This is a genomic window from Kitasatospora sp. NPDC023120 (assembly GCF_055560835.1).
This window is the reverse complement of sequence record NZ_JBVHHY010000007.1, coordinates 263,335-285,440: the sequence shown is the minus strand read 5'-3', so window position 1 is coordinate 285,440 and position 22,106 is coordinate 263,335. Positions and strand designations below refer to the sequence as shown.

15 protein-coding genes are annotated in these 22,106 nt (G+C 72.1%); 8 read left to right on the top strand and 7 right to left on the bottom strand.

All coding sequences use genetic code 11. The annotated features are described in order from the left end of the window. Positions 1 to 11: 11 nt before the first annotated feature. Positions 12 to 914, bottom strand: a complete 903-nt coding sequence (locus ACZ3TI_RS13245; RefSeq protein WP_465726305.1) for an NAD(P)-dependent oxidoreductase — start codon at positions 912 to 914, stop codon at positions 12 to 14. A 215-nt stretch (positions 915 to 1,129) separates the two neighbouring features. On the opposite strand from ACZ3TI_RS13245, the gene ACZ3TI_RS13240 reads away from it, so the two are divergent. Further along, complete coding sequence (locus ACZ3TI_RS13240) at positions 1,130 to 2,122, top strand: GlxA family transcriptional regulator (protein WP_465726350.1); 993 nt, start codon at positions 1,130 to 1,132, stop codon at positions 2,120 to 2,122. Positions 2,123 to 2,266: 144 nt separating this feature from the next. On the opposite strand, the gene ACZ3TI_RS13235 is transcribed toward ACZ3TI_RS13240, so the two are convergent. Beyond that, positions 2,267 to 2,530 (bottom strand): ATP-binding protein, encoded by a 264-nt coding sequence (locus tag ACZ3TI_RS13235; RefSeq protein WP_465726304.1) that lies wholly within the window; start codon positions 2,528 to 2,530, stop codon positions 2,267 to 2,269. 134 nt (positions 2,531 to 2,664) lie between these two features. Between ACZ3TI_RS13235 and argJ the strand changes: the two genes are divergently transcribed. Further along, the gene (argJ, locus tag ACZ3TI_RS13230; RefSeq protein ID WP_465726303.1) at positions 2,665 to 3,819 is read left to right on the top strand and encodes a bifunctional glutamate N-acetyltransferase/amino-acid acetyltransferase ArgJ; all 1,155 of its coding nucleotides are present in this window, start codon (positions 2,665 to 2,667) and stop codon (positions 3,817 to 3,819) included. Positions 3,820 to 4,049: 230 nt separating this feature from the next. Then, the gene (locus tag ACZ3TI_RS13225; RefSeq protein ID WP_465726302.1) at positions 4,050 to 4,850 is read left to right on the top strand and encodes a maleylpyruvate isomerase family mycothiol-dependent enzyme; all 801 of its coding nucleotides are present in this window, start codon (positions 4,050 to 4,052) and stop codon (positions 4,848 to 4,850) included. A 316-nt stretch (positions 4,851 to 5,166) separates the two neighbouring features. Here ACZ3TI_RS13225 and ACZ3TI_RS13220 read toward each other — a convergent pair whose 3' ends face one another. The 5 genes from ACZ3TI_RS13220 to ACZ3TI_RS13200 form a co-directional block, all read right to left on the bottom strand. Continuing rightward, positions 5,167 to 5,595, bottom strand: a complete 429-nt coding sequence (locus tag ACZ3TI_RS13220; protein WP_465726301.1) for an SRPBCC family protein — start codon at positions 5,593 to 5,595, stop codon at positions 5,167 to 5,169. Between the two features lie 57 nt (positions 5,596 to 5,652). After that, the gene (locus ACZ3TI_RS13215; protein WP_465726300.1) at positions 5,653 to 6,348 is read right to left on the bottom strand and encodes a DUF7158 domain-containing protein; all 696 of its coding nucleotides are present in this window, start codon (positions 6,346 to 6,348) and stop codon (positions 5,653 to 5,655) included. Then, positions 6,345 to 10,529 carry a glycoside hydrolase family 38 N-terminal domain-containing protein gene (locus ACZ3TI_RS13210; protein WP_465726299.1) on the bottom strand — a complete coding sequence of 1,395 codons (4,185 nt, stop codon included), beginning with the start codon at positions 10,527 to 10,529 and terminating at the stop codon, positions 6,345 to 6,347. Before ACZ3TI_RS13210 ends, ACZ3TI_RS13215 begins: the two co-directional genes overlap by 4 nt. 30 nt (positions 10,530 to 10,559) lie before the next feature. Further along, entirely contained in the window at positions 10,560 to 13,031 is a 2,472-nt protein-coding gene (locus ACZ3TI_RS13205) for an endo-beta-N-acetylglucosaminidase (protein WP_465726298.1), read from the bottom strand. Positions 13,032 to 13,182: 151 nt separating this feature from the next. Beyond that, positions 13,183 to 14,259 (bottom strand): LacI family DNA-binding transcriptional regulator, encoded by a 1,077-nt coding sequence (locus ACZ3TI_RS13200; protein WP_465726297.1) that lies wholly within the window; start codon positions 14,257 to 14,259, stop codon positions 13,183 to 13,185. Positions 14,260 to 14,390: 131 nt separating this feature from the next. Between ACZ3TI_RS13200 and ACZ3TI_RS13195 the strand changes: the two genes are divergently transcribed. The 5 genes from ACZ3TI_RS13195 (at position 14,391) to ACZ3TI_RS13175 (ending at position 22,073) form a co-directional block, all read left to right on the top strand. Next, a complete protein-coding gene (locus ACZ3TI_RS13195; protein ID WP_465726296.1) occupies positions 14,391 to 15,680 on the top strand; it encodes an ABC transporter substrate-binding protein in 1,290 nt (429 codons plus the stop codon). Positions 15,681 to 15,829: 149 nt separating this feature from the next. Continuing rightward, positions 15,830 to 16,741, top strand: coding sequence for a carbohydrate ABC transporter permease (locus ACZ3TI_RS13190; RefSeq protein WP_465726295.1), 912 nt, complete (start codon positions 15,830 to 15,832; stop codon positions 16,739 to 16,741). 3 nt (positions 16,742 to 16,744) lie between these two features. Continuing rightward, positions 16,745 to 17,620, top strand: coding sequence for a carbohydrate ABC transporter permease (locus ACZ3TI_RS13185; protein WP_465726294.1), 876 nt, complete (start codon positions 16,745 to 16,747; stop codon positions 17,618 to 17,620). 43 nt (positions 17,621 to 17,663) lie between these two features. Beyond that, the gene (locus tag ACZ3TI_RS13180; protein WP_465726293.1) at positions 17,664 to 18,935 is read left to right on the top strand and encodes a glycoside hydrolase 5 family protein; all 1,272 of its coding nucleotides are present in this window, start codon (positions 17,664 to 17,666) and stop codon (positions 18,933 to 18,935) included. A gap of 99 nt (positions 18,936 to 19,034) precedes the next feature. Further along, positions 19,035 to 22,073: an alpha-mannosidase gene (locus ACZ3TI_RS13175; protein ID WP_465726292.1), complete on the top strand. Its 3,039-nt coding sequence runs from the start codon at positions 19,035 to 19,037 to the stop codon at positions 22,071 to 22,073. The last annotated feature ends 33 nt before the right edge of the window (positions 22,074 to 22,106 follow it).

Genomic DNA, 22,106 nt, shown 5'->3' with positions numbered 1-22,106 from the left:
GGAAGGAGCGCTCACTTCTCGATCACCTCGATCAGGCGCGCGTAGCTGTCGGCCCCGTGGCCGGCGGCAATGGCCTGGCGTGCCTGGCCGGCGAAGACCTCCGGCAGCGTGGTGTCGACGCCGCGTGCCCGGCTGGCGTGCAGCAGGTGCTCCATCGCGGCCAGGTGGATGTCCAGGCTGGCGTCGTCGCCCGGGTAGGTACGGGCGTCGGCCTGCGCCGCGTAGCGGTCGATGAACCCGGCCACCGCGCCGGACAGCCAACGGGTGGCCACCGGCGTGAAGTCGGCCGCCCGGACGCCGTCCGCGCCGACCAGCGCGACGCCGTGCAGCCAGCCGCTCAGCGCGGACCACATCAGGCCGAGCAGCGCGGTGTCGTACAGTCCGGCGACCCCGGCGTCCGGGCCGAGCTCCACCGGCTCGCCCAGGGCGGCGAGCGTCGCGCGGTGGCGGGTCAGGACGTCCGGTGCGCCGCTGTAGAGGAGCGTGGCGTCCGGGCCCCCGATGCCGGGCGGGGTGATCATGATGGCGCCGTCCAGGTAGGCCAGGCCGATCCCGGCGGCCCAGTCGGCCAGCTCCCGGGCCTGCTCGGGCGAGCCGGAGGTGAGGTTCACCAGGGTCCGTCCGGCGAGCGCCGCCTCCTGACCGGCCAGCACGGAGCGGAGCGTGTCGTAGTCCAGCACGCAGGCGACGATCAGCTGATTGGCCGTGACCGCGGCCTCGGGCGAGGCGGCGGCGACGGCTCCGCGTGCGACCAGCGGCTCCGCCTTGGCCGCCGTACGGTTCCAGACGGTGGTCGGGTGGCCGGCGGAGAGGAAGGCGCCCGCCAGTGCGGTGCCCATCGCGCCGAGACCGATGACGGTGACGGACTCGCGCGGCAGCTCGTGCGAGGCCTGCTGCGACAGCTCGTGCGACATGGAGTTCTCCTGTTCGTACGGATTCAGTACGGCTTCACCGGTCCGGAGCGCTCCCCGGGCCGGCCCTTGATCGACATCACCTACGTTCGCAGCGCCCGAAGGCCCCCGACAGTGGCAGGATTGCCCTTTGCCGAACTATTCCTGCCAGGAGGAGCTCCGCCATGTCCGTTCCCGCCACCGGTCCCGGAACTGTCTCCCCCGCCGGTCCCGGCACGGTGGCCGTCGCCGTCATCGACCACACCGAGCTCCCGCTCTGGGACATGTACGAACTCGGCATGGCCTGCGCGGTTTTCGGCATCCCGCAGCCCGAACTCGCCGACCCCTGGTACGAACTGCGCCTGTGTGTCGAGACCCCGGACGCCCCGGCGCCTCCCCGGGCTCCCGGCGGCTTCGGCTTCTCCCTGCGCGCCGAATACGGCTGGGACGCGCTCGCCGGGGCCGACACCGTGATCGTCACCTCCGTCCCGGACGCCTGCGTGACCGGCGAACGCGAGGTGCCGCCCGCATTGGTGGCCGAACTCCGGCGCGCCGCCCGGGCCGGGGCCCGGATGGTGTCCCTCTGCACCGGCGCCTTCGCGCTCGCCGCCGCCGGCCTGCTGGACGGCCGCCGGGCCACCGCGCACTGGTCGCACACCGCGGACCTGGCCCGCAAGTACCCGAACGTCACCGTGGACGACGGCGTGCTCTACGTCGACGACGGAGACGTACTGACCAGCGCCGGCGTCGCCGCCGGGCTCGACCTCTGCCTGCACCTCGTCCGACGCGACCTCGGTGCCCACGTGGCCAACCAGCTGGCACGCAAGCTGGTGGTGCCCGCCCACCGCCCGGGCGGACAGGCCCAGTTCGTCGACCTCGCCGTGCCCGTGGCCGACGACGACAGCCTCGCCCCGGTCCTCTCCTGGGCCACCGAGAACCTCGAACACCCCATCACCACGGACGAGTTGGCACGCCGAGCCAGGATGAGTCCGCGCACGTTCTTCCGCCGCCTCCAAGCCGCCACCGGCACCACCCCACTCCAGTGGCTCCTCAACCAGCGCCTCGCCCGCGCCCAGTCCCTCCTCGAAGCCACCGATCTGCCCGTGGAACAGATCGGCGAGCGCAGCGGCCTCGGCAGCGCCACCAACCTCCGCCGCCACTTCACCGCCCGCGTCGGCGTCACCCCTACCGACTACCGCCGCGCCTTCCGCTCGCCAGCCACCTCCCCCTGACTACCCGCGACGACCGACCCCCACCGGGACCAACCTCCCCCGCCACCTCACCGCCCGCGCCGGCACCACCCCCACCGCCTACCCCCGACCACCCTGCGAGTCCCCTCCCTACCGGAACGCCGTTCCCGACGCGGTGACGGCGGCCTACCGTTCGCCGTCGAACGGCAGGCCGCCGCCATTGGCGGTGCCCGCGCCCGGTGCGCTCTCGACGGCCAGCGTCCCCAGCATCCGCTCCAGCCGGGGCCGCAGGCCGGGGAGCCCGTAGCCGTCGTCGCTCTCATCCGGCGAGGGCGCGTCGCGGCCGGTCGCGGTGGGCTCCGCGGCCGCGGCGAAGCCGACGCCGTCGTCGCGGAGTTCCTGCGCGCCTGGGTGGAGCGCCCGGGGTTCCGGCTGGTCACGTAGCAGCACGCGCCAACCCTCATTGACTGCATATTCATGCAGAGAACCGCGAACTCGGACCCCGCATTGACCACGCATCAGCAGATGATGTATTCAATACAACGCAAGTCTATTCACTCTTGCCAAGAGAGGACCGATCGACCATGCAACCTGCGGCACCGCGCGGCTTCCGCGCCGTCACGGCGAACCTGGGCCTCAAGGACGTCGAGGACGACTTCGCGGCGGTGATCTCCGAGGTCCCGTGCCGATCGGCGGCGGTCTTCACCCGCTCGCGGTTCGCCGGCCCGAGCGTCACGCTCAGCCGCGAGGCGGCCGGGCTCCACCACAGCCGCGGGATGGTCGTGCTGTCCCGCAACGCCAACGTCGCCACCGGGCGCGTCGGGGCGGAGAACGCCGCCGAAGTACGCCGCCGGGTCGCCGGGATCGCCGGCATCTCCCCGGAGGAACTCGTCATCGCTTCCACGGGCGTGATCGGGCGCCCGTACCCGATGGAGGGCATCCGCGCCGGCCTGGACACCCTCACCTGGCCGTTCCCGGAGGCCGACTACCCGGCGGCGGCCAGGGCGATCATGACGACCGACACCCGCCCCAAGCACGTCCGGGTGCACTGCGGCGACGCCGTGCTCGTCGGCATCGCCAAGGGCGTCGGCATGATCGAACCCGACATGGCGACACTGCTGACGTTCTTCTTCACCGACGCGGACGTTCCCGCCCCCGAACTCGACGCCCTGTTCCGCCGCGTGATGGACCGGACCTTCAACGCGCTGAGCATCGACACCGACACCTCCACCAGCGACACCGCCGCGATCTTCGCCAACGGTCTCGCCGGCCCGGTCGACCTCGCCGCCTTCGAGCAGGCCCTCCACGAGTGCGCGCTGCACCTCGTACGCGACATCGCCTCGGACGGCGAAGGCGCGTCGAAGCTGATCGAGGTCCGGGTGACCGGTGCCCGCGACGCGGCCCAGGCCAAACGCGTCGGCAAGGCCGTGGTCAACTCCCCGCTGGTCAAGACCGCCGTCCACGGCTGCGACCCCAACTGGGGCCGCGTCGCCATGGCCATCGGCAAGCTCCAGGACGACACCGACATCGACCCCGCCGCCGTCCGCATCCGGTTCGGCGACCTCACCATGTACCCCGACGAGCCGAACGACGCACTCCTCGAGGAAGCCGGCCACTACCTGGGCGGCGACGAGGTCGTCATCCGCGTCGACCTGGGCATCGCCGACGGCGCGTTCACGGTCTACGGCTGCGACCTGACGGAGGGCTACGTGAAGATCAACGCGGACTACACGACCTGAGCACCCCGTCGAGGCTCCGACCGGGGTCGACCGCCCCACGGCCCCGGTACGGCCGGGGACCCGGCTGGTCATGACCTGCCGGGCGGTGCGGGGCTCGGGCGCCGCACCGCTCGGCGGCAATGCCGTTGCTTCAGGCGGGCGACGGGAGGCGAGGACGTCCGCAATGGCCAACCGGCGGCGACTGTGAAAATCGCTGTCCGATCACCGGAGCACGGTGATAGACATCCGGCGTGGAAAAGAATCTTGAGCTTCCCGACCTGCTGCGACTGATCGATGAACGGTCGACCGCCTTCCGCGCCGCGGTCGCCGCCGCGCCCAGTCTCGACGCACAGGTGCCGACCTGCCCCGGGTGGACGCTGTTCGATCTGGTGAAGCACCTGGGTGGGGGAGACCGTTTCTGGGCCGCCATCGTCGGCGCGGGGCCTGCCGACGCTCCCCCGGCCGAGGCCACCGCCGCGCGTGCCGCTCTGGAGGTGCCGCAGGAGCGTGAGGCCCTGCTGGCCTGGCTGGCCGCGTCGACGCAGCTCCTGCTGGGCGCCCTGCGCGAGGCAGGCCCGGAGAGCGGTTGCTGGACGTGGTGGCCCGCGTCGCAGTCACCGCAAACCTCCGGCGGTGTCGCCCGGCACCGGGCCCAGGAGACCGCGGTGCACACGTACGACGCCCAGCTCGCCGGGGGCGCTGCGCAGCCGCTGCCGGTCGAGGTGGCACTCGACGGCGTGGAGGAGTTCCTGTTCACCGTCTGCGGAACGCCGAGTGCCTGGCCGCACAAGCCCACGGCCTTCGACTTCCACTCCGCCGAGGGCCTCTCCTGGCGCCTCACGGTCGACGGCGACGGCGCACGCTCCGCCCGCATCCCGGCGCCCACCGCCGCGACCGGCGAGGAGTCGGAGGCAGCCGGCGCCTCCGTCCATGGCACGGCCAGTGAGTTGGTCCTCTACTTGTACGACCGCATCCAGGCCGAGTCCTTGCGCGTGGACGGGGACGCAGGGCTGCTCGACCTGCTCCGCGCATGGGAGCCGGAGGAGAAGTAGGACGTAGCGGGGGCGGTCGGCTGCGCCTCCACCGGCTCGACCGTCCTGTAGGCGCAGTCCACCACGGTCCACGTTCGCGGCCCCCCTGATGCGCGCAAGGGCAGGACGTAGGCCATGCCACCTCCTGTCGCATCATGTTGTCGAGGACCAGGCGATAGGTCCTCGACAACAAACAGGCGACCAGCGATGACGTTGCGTCGTTTACGTCGTTGGTCGGCCGCCGGCACGGCTCGAAGAAGCCGAAGTCCGCCTGCAGCACGGCGACCGCACCGACCGCGGCGACCGCGGCGACCGCCTGAAGCAACGGCATTGCCGCTCAGCGGACCGGGGCCTCGCAGTACCGCTTCAGCCCGGTCGCCTCGAGGTCGACGCACCGGCGGGTCAGCCTGCCGTACGGCAGTGCCATCAGCGGTGCCATGAACCCCTTCTGCTGCACGCCGAGCACCACCCGGGACCGGTCCGCAGCGAGCGGCTCGATCCGGTACGTACCGATCGTGGTGAAGGCCGGGTTCCGGCTCCGCCACTCGAAGCTGCGCCCGGCCTCCAGCTCGGTGACCTCCCACACCTCGGTGCCCAGCTTGAACTGCCGGACCTCCACCTCGCTTCCCACTACCAGCGGGCCCTCGGACAGCAGCCGGACGCTCGGCTTCGCCACCGTCCAGCGCGGCCAGCCCTCGACGTCGGCGAGCACCTCCCACACCCGCTCCGGCGAGGCCGCGACATTCACCGTCACCTTGTACCGCACGTGCGTTCCCTTCCTCGAAGTCAGGTCCCCAAAGGTACGGGCCCGCGGTGGAGGGACTCAGTGGCGGTGGTGGTTGTCGGGCTGGGCGGGGTCTCCCGGGTGTTCCAGCCCTTCGACCAGGGTGAGGCGTCGGGCGCGCTCGTGGTCGAGCCAGCGGACGAAGGCGGCTCGGCGGGCGGCGTCGCGGAGGGCGGGGGTGGGGTCGGGGGCTTGCGGGGTCGTCCGGGTGGCGAGCAGGGCCGCTGTCCACGGGCCCGCGGTGACCCACTCGCCGACGGGGGCCGCGCGGAGGGCTTCGACCAGGGCGGCCGGGAGGGTGCCGGGATCGGCCTCCAATTCGCCGTCGGATAGGGCGAGTTGCCAAAGAGTGGTGGGCTTCCGGGCGGTCATGGTGCGGTAGTGGACGAGGTCCTCGGCCGCAGGCTCGATGCCGGCGGTGACCGCCTCGTAGACGGCCCGGACGGCTGCGCTGCCCTCGTAGGCGGCTGCCGTGATGGAGCCGAGTTCCACGGCGGCCTGCTGGTCGAGACGGGCCGGGCCGGCGGCGGCGACGGACAGGCCGCGCTCGGCCGCCACCGCCGCGCAGAGCGCCTCGGTCAGCAGCACCTGCGCGACCCATCGGGTCAGCTGCCGGTCTTCCGAACTGCCTGGCTGCGGAAGGGCAATGGCGCGCGGGCCGGTCCGCAGGGCGGCGAGGCGCCGGTCGAGTGCCGTCCGCGGGAGGGGGCGTCCGTCGAGCAGGCCGAGGGTCATGCCTCCACCACCAGGGCGACGGTCGGGGCGTACTGGCAGCGGCCGAACCACATCACCTTGGCCAGCGCCCAGTACGAGCCGGGGACGGCGGCTTCGGGGGCGGCGAGGTCGAAGTGGACGGTCACCGAGCGTCCGGCCGGGACGGTGAAGCCGTGCACGGGGTCGGCGATCGCCTCCCAGGTGCCCCACGGCGAGACCAGCTGCAGCTCGCCCCGGATCTCGCCGCGCGTGCGGTTGCTGAGCGTGACGCCGAGGGTGGCGCGGCCGCCGGGGGCGACCCGCAGGGTCCGGTCCGGGACCTCGATGTCCAGGCCGGTGTCCCGACCCGAGGCCGCCTTGGTGCCCTGGGCGGCAGTCCAGTCCTCGGGGGCGTCCCCGGCCACGGGCAGCAGGTCCGGGAGGTCGCCCACGGCGATCGTGACCACGTCCTCGACCTGCTGACCGTCGTGCTCGATCCGGACGGCCGCGAAGTACAGCCCGGGCTCGGCGCCGGCCGGCGGGGTGAGGGTGACCGCGAAGCGCAGGTGTCCGCCCGCCTCCAGCCGGTACGGGCGGCTGCCGAGGCTCGCCGCCCAGCCCTCGGGCGGCAGCACGACCGCCGTGCCCTCGACCGCCGCGTCCCGCAGCTGTGAGGAGAGGGCGACGGAGAGCGTCACCGCCTCCCCCGCCGTCCGCAGCAGTCCCGGCGAGGCGCCGACGGACACCGGCAGGTAGCCGAGCGGCGCCGGGCCCCGGTTGTGCAGCCAGTAGCGGGCGTGGACGGGCTGGGCGGGTTCGGCGGTCGGGCCGAGCACAGGGCCTCCCTCGGCAGCCGTGACGGCGGGGACGGCGAGCAGGGTGGCGATCGCCGATCCGGGGAGGTCCACCTCCTCGACGCCGGATCCGAGCGGTCGTTCCAGCAGATCGGCCTCGCGCACCTCGCCGAGCCCGAGCGCACCCCCGAACGACGCCGTCCGCCCGAGTCCGGTCGACTCGACGAGCCGCAGGGCGAGTTCGGGCCCGCTCGCCGTCGCCGAGCCCTGGGCGATCGGATTCCCGGCGGGCTTGAGCGTGCCCAGCAGCACCTCGCGCTGCGGCTCGACCCGCAGCCAGGACAGGGTGGCCGGCAGCGGGCCCTCCTGCGCGGGCACGATCCGGGCGTACAGCGGGTGGTTGAACTCCTGGCCCTGCGCGGGCAGCGCCTGCTCCCGCCAGTCGCCGTCGCCTCCCACCAGCGCATAGCCGAACTCATGGGTCCAGTGCTGGAGTTGGAAGGACGCACCGTCGGGCAGGGTGCGCCGGGGCGGGTCGATCCAGACGCCCGACGGCCAACCGGTGCAGGAGCGCATCAGCGACAGGTGCAGCGCACCCGTGGTGTCCACGGCGAAGCCGGGCAGCCCGAAGGTGAGCAACGCCACGGTGTGGTCGGCGAGTTCGTCCGCGACCGCCGACGGGCAGACGGCCGTGATCCGGGCGTCGGCCAGGTCGTCGACCAGCGCCGCGACCTCGGTGACGACCAGCGCGGGCAGCGCCCGCAGGTCCCGCAGGTCGGCGTCCGGTTGCCAGACCTCGGCGAGCGGGGTCAGAGCCGGCACCCACACCGCGCCGTGCGCCTCCAGGGCAGCCGCGTACTCCTCCCCCGCCCGCTCGATCAACTCCCGTGCCGCGTCGTTGCCTTCGGGCGAGCCGACCACGATCCGAAAGTCCGGCAGGTTGGAGTCCACGTCCAGCCGGCCGTACCGCGCCCAGTCCGCGGCCGAGGTGGTGGCGGTGACCCCGACCCGGGCGAGCGCGACGACCAGGGGCCGGGCGTCGGCGGCGTCGTCCAGGGTCGGGACGACGACCTCCGCCACCCCGAGGGCGCGCGTGCCGGTCACCGTGCCTGCCGGGTCCGTCAGTTCGACGCGCGCGGTGGCGCCGAGCCCGAACCAGGTGTTCGCCGGATTGTCCAGGGTCCACGGCGCCTCGGCGGAGTCCACGTCCGGCATTGCGAAGCCGCGTCCGACCACCGCGCCCGCGACCTCGCTGACCGGCAGTCCGCCGGGTACGTCCACCGGGAAGCGCAGCCGCAGCAGCCGGTCGGCACCGGCGTAGTCGACCACCCTGGTACGGCAGTCCACCCGGTCGAGGCCGTGCCACAGCGTGACGGTCTGCTCGTAGCGGACGGAGTCGACCGTTCCCTCGATCACCAGCCGCTCGCCGAGCGGGCCGGTCTCCCGGCGGAGCGAGGCGGCGGAATCCCCCGAGCCGGTCACCGGGCCGCTGGGCACCAGGTGCCAGGGGCCCTCGCCGAAGTCGGGGTGCTGCGGGTACTCCTCGTACACGCGCAGCTCGTTGCCGATCCGGCCGTCCTGGATCAACTCCCACTCGTGGAGCAGGTCCCGGACGGAGGAAAGGCCGCCGCCGCGCGCTGGGTCCGCCGTCACCCGGTACCGTCCGTTGGCGATCACCGCTCCCTCGGCGGCCGTCCACGCCTCCTGCGCGGCCCCTTCCACCAGCCGCCAGGTACGCCAGCCGAGCGCGGGCACGTCCGAGGCGAGGAACCGCAGCGCTCCCCGGTCGACGCAGCTCGGCACCGGCTCGCCCCGGTCGTCCAGCACCCGTACCGACCGTGCACCGTCGGGCAGTTCGACGGAGACGATCCCGGTCCGGTCGAAGGACAGCGTGTTGGTCACCACCACCGCCGCGCCGGGCCCCGCCGTGGAGATCCGGGCGGTGAGCGCGTCCAGCGCCGTGTCCCGGACGGCGGCGGCCAGGTCGTACGCCTCGCGCCAGCCGCCGAGCAGGTCCAGGTAGACCTGGTCGGACTCTGAGCCGGTGATCGCGTCGTGGTGTGCGCCGTAGGCGAGTTGGCGCCAGACCTTGTCCAGCGCCGCGTCCGGGTACCGCCCCAGCCCGCAGACCCCGGCCAGCGTGGCGAGCTTCTCGGCATCCACCGCCGCGACCTCGCCCGCCCGTTGGGCCTGCTTGGTGTCGATGTACGAGACGTCCTTGCCGGTGTACACCGGGTTCATGTCGCGGGTCTGCGGGCTCGGACGGCGTCCGGTGGCGGCGAGTTCGGCGCGGACGGCGTCGAGGAAGTCGCGCGGGGTGGCGCAGACGAACCGCGGCCAGAGGTACCGGGAAGCCCAGGATCGGTGGATCCGGGTGACCCACTTGTTCGGCGGGGTGTAGTCCGTCCCCACCGGCAGCAGCAGGTTCTTCGTCGCCCCGACCGGCTTGAGCTTGCGGTACAGCTCGTAGACGGCCTGCTCGGCGGCGGCGAGGTCGGGCGAGGAGTCCATCCACCAGCCGGCCGAGTAGTGGTGCGGCATGTAGTGGGTGAGCACGCCCTCGCCACCGGGCGCGATCCACTCGAACTCGCTCGGGAACTGCATCACCCGGGCGTCGTCCTTGGCCTCGCGGAAGTTCTTCTGGATCGGGCCCCACTGGTGGAAGGGGCCGCGCGCCCAGGCACTGCCGGTGAGGCCGGCCGCGGCGAGGTGGCCGGGGAACTGCGGGTCGTGCCCGAACACATCGAGCTGCCAGGCGGTCCGGGGGTCTCCACCGAGGATGTCGCGCTGGTAGCCGATGCCGTGGACGATGTTGCGGATCGTCGTCTCGGCGCCGGTCAGGTTGGTGTTGGGCTCGTTGTAGGTGCCGCCGACCAGTTCGACCTGCCCGCGCTCCAGCAGCAGCCGCAGGGTCTCACGGCGTTCCGGGTGCTGGTCGAAGTACGGCTTCAGGTAGTCGACTTCGGCGAGGACGAACTTGTACACCGGGTCCCGCAGGGCGAGGTCCAGGTGCGCGTCGACGAGCGCGAAGCCGTTGCGCTCCCAGAGCGGCCGGGTGGTGGCGTCGGCGGAGAGCAGCTCCCACGGGGAGGTGTAGGCGGCCTGGGTGTTCCACCAGACCGGGTCGTAGTGGAAGTGCGAGACCAGGAACATCGTCCAGCCGGGCTCCGCCACCTCCAACGCCCCCTCCGAGAGCGCGTCCTCGGCCCGCACGGTGACCGGGATCCGCTCGCCCGGCCGGGCGTCGGAGGTAATCTCCAGCGGGACTTCGACCAGCCCCGTGCCGGTCGCCTCACCGCGGACACCCGGGCCGCTGACGGCGATCCGGGTGACCGGGCCCTCGGTCGTCACCCGCAGGACCTGGCGCGGGGCGTCCTCGGTGCCGACGAACAGGTCGGTGCTCTCGACGGCGGTGATAGTGACCGGCACGGGCTGATTCCTCTCCGGAAGGTGCCGGGGCTACGCGCCCCAGGCCTCGAACTCGTAGATGCGGGCAGCCGGGTCGGTGGTCTGGGTGGGCCTGGTGACCACCAGGCGGACGTAGCGGGCACTCGTGTTCACCGGATGCGTCGTCGTACCGGCCGTGTTGCCGGTGACGCCGACGACCGTCGTCCAGGGGTCGGTGGAGTTCGACCGGACCTGGATGGAGAAGTCGCGGGTGTTGTACGAGGAGCTCTCGCCGCCCGCCGAAGCGTGCTTGACCACGAACTTGGACAGCTGCTTCGCCGAACCGAGGTCCACCTCTAGCCACTTGGCGGAACTCAGGGTGCACCACTTGTCGCTGTTGCCGCCGCTGACGCTGCCGTTGACGGCCTTGGCCGGTCCCTCGTTGGCGTTGCACTGTCCGGAGGCGGTGGCCGGGCGGTTCAGCGCCAGGTTGGTCGAGGTGGACGGCGTTCCGGTCCAACTCACCGTGGTGGAAGCGGCGGTGGAGCGCCCGTAGGTCGTGGACACCGCCTCGACGTCCAGCGCGGTCGCGGTCTCACCGCCCGCCCGGTCGAGCCGCCCGACGAAGTACGCGTCGTTGGGCGTCGCACCGAGGAAGGTCCGGCTGCCGTCCGCGTTGCGCCGGTACACCTCGTAGTGGTGGACGTTGCCGCCGGGCGCCGCCGTCCAGGACAGCCGCAGCGACTGGCTGACGCCCGGCGTCACGTCGCTCGCACCGAGGACGGTGAGGCCGCTCGGTGCCGCGGGGGTCTCCACCGACCCGTCGTAGAAGGCCACTTGGCCGACCCGCAGGTCGTAGGCGGGGTCGGATCCCTCGACCCGCAGCGCGATCTGGGCGATGGTGCGGCCGGCGTACGGGGAGAGATCGAGGGTGTGGCGCTCCCACCCGGTGCCGGAGTCGGCGCCGACGTCGATCGTGGTGAAGCTGTTCGGCGCGTCCGTGAAGGCGACGGCGGCCTTGAGCTTGGTGGGCCCGGCGACCGGGGTCTTGACCACCAGGTCCAGCTTGGTGCTCGCCGCGACCGGCAGCTCGGTCTGGTACAGCCGGACGGTGTTGGCGGCGTCCAGGGTGCCGGTCAGCCGCAGCGAGGAGCCGCCCTGGTAGGCGTCGGTGAAGTCGACGGACGGGGTCAGCCCGCTGCCGGCGGAGTCGACCACCCAGCGGTAGGTGGGCGGGACGTCCTGCAACGAGAGGTTGTTCCAGCCGCCGGTGGCGACCCGGGTGCCGCCCGCGTTGTAGAAGTCGCCCTGCCCGGTGTCGAAGTTGGTGACGAAGGGCTTGGCGGTGACCGGCGAGGACTCGGCGACGTAGCCGGCCAGCCCGGGCCAGCTCGACGAAAGGTCGGTCCGGGACGGGTCGTTGTTCGCGCCGACCCAGTAGCGGGCGTCCTTGGCGTAGAAGTCGGCGCGGTCGGTGGCGGACTTCCAGGTCCACTCCGGACGGTAGAGGCCGAGCGAGGTGGTGTGCGGCTTGCCGGACGGGAAGAGGGTGTTCCAGTCCACTCCGGTGTCATAGCCGTTGGCCTCGGTGTCGATGCCGGAGTAGAGCTCGTACTCGCTGCGCCCGAGCTGCCGGGCCAGCGCCCGGGAGGAGTTCAGTCCGCCCGCCGTCCAGTTGAAGTTCAGGAACATCGAGTCCGATATGCGCTTCGAACCGTCCTGCAGGAAGGGTGAGTTGGCGGAGGTCAGGGCGTTCTGCCAGTTGACGGCACCGGAGGTGGTCATCGCGTCGTACCACATGAACTCGGTGCCGCGCTGCGCCTTGGTGTACTGCATCAGGTTGCGCAGCTCGGTGGCCAGGGCCGAATCGCCGCCGCCCGTCTCCTGGTTGATGAACCAGCCGTCGAAGCCGTAGTACTGCGCGGCCTGGACGAGCTTGTCGGCGACGGGGTAGCGGGTGCCGGACTTCTGGACGAAGTCGCGCACCCACTGGATCTGGCCGCCGTAGGCGCCGGGCGGGAAGAAGACGGTGCCGTAGACCTTGACGCCGTTGCGGTGGGCGGCGTCGATGACGGTCGGATTGGGGGCGAGGATCAGCCCCTCGCCGGCCGATCCGCCCCAGAACACCAGCTTGTCGACGTACTGCCAGTAGCCGAAGGCGTAGTAGTTGGGGTCGGCGGAGCCCTGCGAGGGATTGTTGGAGGTGGGGCCGAAGGAGACCAGCGAGGCGATCTTCCCTTCGCCGGTACGGGCGTTGGGGTTCGCTCTGAGCGCCGGGTCGCTGGTGCGCGGCTGGAGCGGGACGCGGGAGCGGTTGAAGCGGGCGTCCGGGTCGGTGGCCGGGTCCCAGCTGAGGATGCCGTTGGGGTACCAGTACGAGGCGAAGGGCTGGCTGCCCGACCCTGCCGTGGCAGCGGGTGCGGAGCCCGCCGTGGCGGCGGGCGCCGCGACCGGTCTCGGGTCGACCCAGGCCGAGGGGGTGGCGGTGGTCAGCGTGGCCGTCGCGAGTGTGGCACCGAGCAGCAGGGGGAGGCGTCGTGACATGCGGTGGCTCCGATCGAGCGGAGGGGTGGGGGCGGGCCCACCGGCAACGGCAGGCCCGGATGCATGCGGGCGTGGCGGTGCGCATCGAGGGGAATTCAACGAACATGACAACGGGCGGTGCGCAGGACCGGACCCCCTCGGCGCAGCGAGGCTAAACCGGTTCAGAACCGGTGTCAACGGCTCGCGCAGCAACCACACCAACCGGTGAAGACAGCGCCGGCGGCGAGGTGGACTCCCGCACGGTCAGCCGCGGCGTGGGCATCTGCAGGTCCCGCCCGGGCCCGGTGTCGTCCAGCGCCTCCAGCAGGCTGCGGGCGACCTGCTCGCCGAGCGCGAAGGTGTCCCGGCTGAGCGCGGTCAGCGGCGGGTGGACGATCCGCGCGAGCACCGAGTCGTCGAAGGAGACGATGGAGAGCTCGCCGGGCACCGAGACCCCCATCTCCCCCGCCACGCCGAGCCCGGCGACGGCCATCACGTCGCTGTCGTACACGATCGCGGTGGGCCGCTTGACCCGGGAGAGCAGGGTGCGGGTGGCGGCCGCGCCCTCGGCGTCGCTGAAGTCGGTGGGCACGGACACGGCCTCCTCCAGGCCGAGCCGGCGCGAGGCGTCGCGCAGCGCGCGGATCCGCCGCTGGGTGTGCTGGAAGTGCGGCAGCCCGGCCAGGTGGGCGATCCGGCGGTGCCCGATGGCGGCCAGGTAGTCGACGATCGAGAGCATCGCCTCGCGGTCGTCGGCCCAGATCCGCAGCTGGTTGCCGCCCTTGCCGGGCCCGCCCAGCACGACGGCGGGCAGGCCGAGTTCGTCCAGCACCGGCAGTCGCGGGTCCTTGACCTGCAGGTCGACCACGATGAAGCCGTCGACCCGGTGCTCGGAGGCCCAGCGGCGGTAGACCTCCGTCTCGGCCGCGGTGTCCTCGACCACCATCAGGTGCAGCGCGACGGAGCTCGCCGAGAGCACCGCCTGGAGCCCGGACAGCAGCTGGCTGAAGAACGGCTCGACGCCGATGGTGCGGGCCGGGCGCGCGATCACCAGGCCGACGGCGTCGGCCCGGGCTCCGCCGAGGGCGCGTGCGGCGCTGTGCGGGCGCCAGTTCATCTCCTCGGCGACCCGCAGGATCCGGGCCCTGGTCGCCTCGCTCACACCCGGGCGGCCGTTGAGCGCGAAGGACACCGCGCCCTTGGAGACCCCGGCCTGGCGGGCGATGTCGGCGATCGTCGGTCTGCCCACGGGACCCGACTCCTCTCTTGACATCCAAGTTTAGGCCGGAGCATAGTCCCTGCCAGAGCTAGACCGGTTTAGTACGGCAGATTCTGATGTTCCGCACCATCCCCCACCCACCCCAGGACCGGGAGACCCTCATGCGAAGAATCTGGGCGGCACTGACGACAACGGCGTTCACCGCCGCCGCACTCACCGGCTGCGGACTCGGCTCCGGCGACACCAAGAGCAGCGACAGCGTGGCGAGTGCGGCCGCCACCGGCGAGGTCAAGGGCAAGGTCTCGCTGCAGACCTGGGCACTCAAGCCGAAGTTCACCGACTACGTGCAGGGCGTGATCGACGGATTCAAGAAGAAGTACCCCGGCGTCGAGGTCGAGTGGCTCGACCAGCCCGGCGAGGGCTACTCGGACAAGGTGCTCAGCCAGGCCGCCGCCGGCACCCTGCCCGACGTGGTCAACCTCCCGCCCGACTTCGCACTCCCGCTCGCGAGGAAGGACCTCCTGCTGGACGTCGCCAAGGCCGACCCGAAGCTCGCCGACGAGTACGTCGCCGGCGGCGTCGACGCCTACCGCTTCGCCGGCCACCAGGGCACCTTCGGTTACCCCTGGTACCTCAACACCGATGTGAACTACTGGAGTTCGGAAGCCCTCACGAAGAACGGCCTGGCCCCGAAGAAGCCCCCGACCAGCCTGGACGAACTCATCGCCCAGGCCCGGGTGATGAAGGAGAAGTCCGGCGGCCGGACCTACCTCATGAGCCGCAAGCCGGGCATCGGCGACCTCTACAACGCCGGCGTGAAGATCATGTCCGACGACGGGAGGACCTTCACCTTCAACACCCCCGAGGCCGCCGGGCTGCTCGACAAGTACCGCGACGCCTTCAAGGACGGCCTGCTCCCCAAGGACGTCCTGACCAACACCTACGCCGGCAACTCCAAGCTGTTCAACGCGGGTACCGCCGCCTGGACCACCGCCGGCGCCAACTACATCACCACCCTCGCCGTCGACAACCCGACGCTCGCCCCGACGGTCGTCCCGTCCCCCGCGCTGGCCACCCCACCGCTGTACGTCCAGGGCCTGTCCATCCCGAAGAGCACCAAGAACCCGGCCGCCGCGGTCGCCCTCGCCCGCTGGGTCACCAACGCCGAGAACCAGGCCGCCTTCGCCCACCTGACCAGCATCTTCCCGTCCACCAAGGCCTCCGCGGACGACCCGTTCTTCAGCAAGAGCGACGGCACCAACGCGGGCGACGCCAAGGTGATCGCCTTCTCCTCGCTGGCCAAGGCCAAACTGATCCAGCCCGTCCAGGTCGACGACGCGATGAGCACCGTCATCAACCAGCAGATCGCCCTGGCCATCAGCGGCGACGCGAGCTCCAAGCAGGCGCTGGACACGGCCGTCGAGCAGTGCAACAAGCTGCTCAAGGGCTGAGCCCAACGGCTGTTCAAGGCCTGCTCAAGGGCTGAGCCCAACGGCTGTTCACAGGCGCTGAGCACAAGGCCTGACACCACCGCGGCCCACCACCGACCCACCCCGTACCGGCAAGGCGGCGGGTCTCCCCACACCCGCCGCTCCCGGGAATGACCCGCACCACCCCCAGGCCCCAGGAAGGCAACGGCATGACCCACCGGCGCTGGTTCACCCCCTGGCTGCTCGCCGGGCCCGCGATAGTCTGGCTCGCGGTCTTCAACCTCTGGCCTGCCGTCAACACGGTGATCCTGTCCTTCACCAACGCCAAGCCGCTGGGCGGCGGGCAGTTCACCGGGCTGGAGAACTACGGCCGCCTGCTGGACGACGAGCAGCTCGCCGACGCCCTGCTCAACAGCATCGTCTTCATGCTGGTCTGCCTGCCCCTGCTGACCGTCCTGCCGCTGCTGCTGGCACTGCTGGTCCAGCGCAGGATCCCCGGCATCACGTTCTTCCGCACCGCCTTCTACACCCCGGTGATCGCCTCCGCCGTCGTGGTGGCGATCATCTGGGGCTGGGTGCTGGACGACCGCGGGCTGGTCAACGGCCTGCTCCGGCAGACCGGACTGGCCGACTCCCCGGTCTCCTTCCTCACCGACCGCTGGCTGCTGCTGTTCAGTGCGATCGCCCTGACCGTCTGGAAGGGCCTCGGCTACTACATGGTCATCTACCTGTCCGCCCTCGCCAACGTCCCGCGCGAGCTGCACGAGGCGGCGGCGGTGGACGGCGCCGGGCCGGTGCGCCGGTTCTGGCACGTCACCCTGCCCGGGGTGCGGCCCACGATGATCCTCGTCTCCGCGCTGATTTCGGTGAGTTCGCTGCGCGTCTTCTCCGAGCTGTACGTGCTCTCCAACGGCCAGGGCGGCCCCGGCGGGCGGGACATGTCGGTGGTGATGCTGATCCAGATGTACAGCCGCGGCTTCAACGGCCACCTCGGCTACGCCTCGGCGCTCAGCCTCCTGCTGTTCGTCGTCACCCTCGGCCCGATGCTGTTCCTGATGCGCCTGAACCGGAAGGCGGCCTGAACCGTGACCACCGTCCGTCCGACGAGGGCAGGCAAGGGCTCCCGGGGCTTCGACACCCCCTCCCCCGCCCGGACCGCCGCCCGCTACCTGCTCCTGCTGCTCGTCCTGCTCCTGGTCATCGGGCCCTTCCTGTGGCAGCTGTCCACCTCCCTCAAGGGCCCGGCCGAGGACGTCTACACCAGCACCCCGGCCTTCCTGCCCGACCGGCCCACCCTCGGCAACTACGGCAAGGTCGCCGACACCATCCCGGTGTGGACCTACGCGCTCAACTCGGTGATCGTCGCCGCGATCTGCATCACCGGCAACGTGGTCGGCTGCACCCTGGCCGGCTACGCGCTCGCCCGGCTGCGCTTCCGCGGGGCCAAGCTGGTCCTCGGCCTCTTCCTCGCCACGCTCGTGCTGCCCGGCGAGGTCACCATCGTCTCCCAGTACGTGCTGGTGCGCGGCCTCGGCCTGGCCGACACCCTGGCCGGCGTCGCGCTGCCGGGCTCGATCGCGATGCTCAACGTGCTGCTGATGCGCACCGCCTTCGCCGCCGTCCCGGTCGAGCTCGACCAGGCCGCGCTGGTGGACGGCGCGAACGTCTGGCAGCGGCTGTGGCACGTCGGACTGCCGAACGTGCGCGGCATGATCAGTGTGATCGTCATCTTCACCTTCATCGGCGCCTGGGACGACTTCCTCTGGCCGCTGATCGTGCTCAACGACCCGCAGAAGTACACCCTCACCGTCGGGCTGCAGTACCTCAACGGCACCTTCTCCGCCAACCCCCGCCTGATCGCCGCCGGCACCATGATCGCCTTCCTGCCGATCGTCGTGGTGTTCGGCGTCTGCCAGCGATTCTTCTTCAAGGGCGTCGAGGAGGGAGCCGTGAAGGGATAACGCCACCGCCCGTACGCCCCAACCCAGTCGAGGAAGCCTTCCGATGACCATCGCTCCCCTGGCCACCGCTCCCCGCTTCGGCGTCAACTACACCGCCAGCGTCGGCTGGTTCCACCACTGGCTCGACTTCGACCTCGACGCCGTGCGCGCCGACTTCGACTCCGTCGCCGCCCTCGGTCTTGACCACGTCCGGGTCTTCCCGCTCTGGCCGCTGTTCCAGCCCAACCGCACGCTGATCCGCCCGCGCGCCGTCGAGCAGCTCACCGCACTGGTGGACGCGGCCGGCGAGCGCGGGCTGGACGTCGCGGTGGACGGCCTGCAGGGCCACCTGTCGAGCTTCGACTTCCTGCCGTCCTGGACCCGGACCTGGCACCGGCGCAACCTCTTCACCGACCCCGAGGTCCTCGACGGCCAGGCCGCCTACCTGCGCACGCTCGCCGAAGCACTGCGCGAGCGGCCCAACTTCCTCGGGATGACGCTCGGCAACGAGATCAACCAGTTCTCCGGCGACCCGCACCCCGACCCGGACCGGGCCACCCCCGCCGAGGCCGGGGCCTGGCTGCGCCGGATGCTCGACGCCTGCGAGGCCGGCGCCCCCGGCCGGCTGCACCTGCACGCCTCCTACGACGCCGCCTGGTACCTGGACGAGCACCCGTTCACGCCCTGGCACTCGGCCCGGCTCGGCGCCGCCACCGCCGTGCACTCCTGGGTGTTCAACGGCACCGCCCAGCGCTACGGCGCCCACTCCACCGCCACCGCGCAGCACGCCGCGTACCTGGTCGAGCTCTCCAAGGCCTGGGCGGACGACCCGGCCCGCCCGGTCTGGCTGCAGGAGGTCGGCGCGCCCGCCCCGCACATCGCCCCCGAGGACGCGGCCCGCTTCACCGGCGCCACCGTCGAGGCCGTGCTGGACTGCCCGGACCTCTGGGGAGTCACCTGGTGGTGCTCCCACGACGTGGACCGCTCGCTCGCCGACTTCCCCGAACTCGAGTACAGTCTCGGCCTGTTGACCACCGACCGAACGGTGAAGCCGGCCGGTGCCCGGCTCGCCGAGGCCGCCGCCGAGGCCCGCCGCTGCTGGCAGCCGCCGAAGCCGCGCAGCACCGCCGTGGTGGTCGCCACCGGCGACGAGGTGACCTCCCCGAAGCGCTCGGTGTGCGGCCCCGGCGGCCCGGTGTACGAGGCGTTCATGCGCCTCACCGAGGCGGGCGCCCGCCCGACCGCCGTCCTCGCCGAGCGCGCCGGCGACCGCGAGCACCTCGCCGCGCGCGGCATCACCGAGGTGGTCCACCCCTCCGACGTACGTTCTCCGTAGCCCCTACCGTTTCCCTCAGCCACCGAAGCTTCCCTCAGCCGTCGAAACGTCCCGCAGCCACCGATACGTCCCTCAGCCACCGCAACGGAGCCCGCTGACATGCACGATGACCGCACCCTGGTGGAGTCCCGCCTCAAGCGCGTCCTGGACGAGCGCATCCGCCCGGCCGTGTACCCCGAGTCCGTCCCGCTGGAGGTCGCCATCTGGACGGCGCCGGGCGAGCCCGTTCCGGTGGCCGAGGGCCTGGCCGCGCCGCGCACCCCGATCGCGGTCGGCGACGCCTGGGGCGCACCCTGGGGCACCAGCTGGATCACCGTGACCGGTACCGTCCCCGAGGCCTGGGCGGGGCGCACCGTCGAGGCGCTGATCGACCTCGGCTTCGACGCCAACATGCCCGGCTTCCAGTGCGAGGGCCTGGTCTACCGCCCCGACGGCACCCCGGTGAAGGGGCTCAACCCGCAGAACCAGTGGGTGCGGATCGCCGCCCCGGCGGTCGGCGGCGAGCAGGTGCTGCTGCACGTCGAGGCCGCCTCCAATCCGGTGATCCTGGACTACCACCCCTTCCTGCCCACCGAGTTGGGCGACCGGGAGACGGCCGGCGACCGCCCGCAGTACCGGCTGGCCCGGATGGACCTCGCCGTCTTCGACGAGACGGTCTGGCAGCTGGTGATCGATCTGGAGGTGCTCGGCGAGCTGATGGCCGAGCTGCCGGTGGACAGCGCCCGCCGCTGGGAGCTGCTGCGCGCGATCGAGCGGGCCCTGGACGCGGTGGACCTGCAGGACGTCAACGGCACGGCGGCTGCCGCGCGTTCGCACCTCGAAGGGGTGCTGGCCGCGCCCGCCGTGCCGTCCGCGCACCGGATCAGCGCGATCGGCCACGCGCACATCGACTCGGCCTGGCTCTGGCCGCTGCGCGAGACCGTCCGCAAGGTGGCCCGCACCACCGCCAACATGACCGCCCTGCTGGAGGACGAGCCGGACTTCCGCTACACCATGTCCCAGGCGCAGCAGTTCGCCTGGATCAAGGAGCACCGCCCCGAGGTGTACGCCCGGGTCCGGAAGGCGGTGGCCGAGGGCCGGTTCGTCCCGGCGGGCGGCATGTGGGTCGAGTCCGACACCAACATGCCGAGCTCGGAGGCGATGGCCCGGCAGTTCGTGCACGGCAAGCGGTTCTTCCTGGACGAGTTCGGGGTGGAGAACCACGAGGCCTGGCTGCCGGACACCTTCGGCTTCACCGGCGGACTGCCGCAGATCATCCGCAACGCGGGCTCCAAGTGGCTGCTGACGCAGAAGATCTCGTGGAGCCAGGTGAACAGGTTCCCGCACCACACCTTCCTCTGGGAGGGCATCGACGGCACCCGGATCTTCACCCACTTCCCGCCCGTGGACACCTACAACTGCTCCATGAAGGGCAGCGAGATCGCCCACGCGGCGCGGAACTTCAAGGACAAGGGGGTGGCCCGGCACTCGCTCGCCCCGACCGGCTGGGGCGACGGCGGCGGCGGCACGACCCGCGAGATGGTCGCCAAGGCGGCCCGGATGAGGGACCTGGAGGGCTCGGCCACCGTCCGCTGGGAGAGCCCCGCCGAGTTCTTCGCCAAGGCCGAGGCCGAGTACCCGAACCCGCCGGTCTGGGTCGGCGAGCTCTACCTGGAGCTGCACCGGGCCACCCTGACCAGCCAGGCCAGGACCAAGCAGGGCAACCGGCGCAGCGAGAACCTGCTGCGCGAGGCCGAACTCTGGTGCGCCACGGCCGCGTTGCGCACCGGAGCGGCGTACCCGTACGAGCAGCTGGACCGGATCTGGAAGACCGTGCTGCTGCACCAGTTCCACGACATCCTGCCCGGCTCCTCCATCGCCTGGGTACACCGCGAGGCCGAGGCCACGTACGCGGCACTGGCCGGGGAGCTGGAGGGGCTGATCGGCGCGGCCCAGCAGGCGCTGGCCGGGGAGGCCTCGGGCGGGCGGGAGCTGGTGTTCAACGCGGCGCCGCACCCGCGCTCGGCGGTGCCGGCCGGCGGGGCCGCTGCCGTCACGTCGGATGGGGGCAGCTGCGAGGCGGTCGGGCGGCCCGAGGGCGGCTTCACGCTGCGCAACGGGCTGCTGGAGGTCGCGGTGGACGCCGACGGCCTGATCGCCTCGGTGCTGGAGCTCGCGAGCGGCCGGGAGACCGTCGCCCCCGGCAGCCGCGCCAACCTGCTGCAGCTGCACCCGGACTTCCCCAACATGTGGGACGCCTGGGACGTCGACCAGTTCTACCGCAACACCGTCACCGACCTGACCGGCGTGGACTCCCTCACCGCCGAGAGCGGCGCCGACCGGGCCTCGGTGCGGATCGCCCGCTCCTTCGGCTCCTCCACGGTGGTGCAGACGCTCACCCTGCGGGCCGGCGAGCAGCGCCTCGACATCGACACCGAGGTCGACTGGCACGAGACCGAGAAGTTCCTCAAGGCCGCCTTCCCGCTGGACGTCCACACCGAGCGCTACGCCGCCGAGACCCAGTTCGGCCACCTCTACCGGCCCACCCACACCAACACCAGCTGGGACGCCGCCAAGTTCGAGGCCTGCAACCACCGCTTCGTCCACCTCGACGAGCCCGGCTGGGGCGTCGCCCTGGTCACCGCCTCCACCTACGGCCACGACGTCACCCGCACGGTGCGCGACACCGACGGCGGCACCACCACCACGGTCCGGTTCTCGCTGCTGCGCGCCCCGCGCTTCCCCGACCCGAAGACCGACCAGGGCCTGCACCGCTTCCGGCACGCCCTCGTCCCGGGCTCGGCGATCGGCGACGCCGTCCGCGAGGGCTACCGGATCGGCCTGCCCGAGCGGCGGGTCACCGGCAGCGCCGAGCGGGTCGCGCCGCTGGTGACGATGGACGACGACGCGCTCGTGGTGAGCGCGGTCAAGCTCGCCGACGACCGGAGCGGGGACCTGATCGTCCGGGTCTACGAGGCGGGCGGCGGGCGCGCCCGGGGCCGGCTCACCACCTCCTTCCCGCTGGCCGGCGCCGTCCCCTGCGACCTGCTGGAGCGGCCCTGGGACGGCACCCGCGGCGAGGTGGCGATGGAGGACGGCGCGGTGCGGCTCGCGCTGCGCCCGTTCGAGCTGGTCACCCTGCGGCTCACCGCCCGCTGACCGCTCTGCTCTACGCTGTGCGGCGCCCTGCCC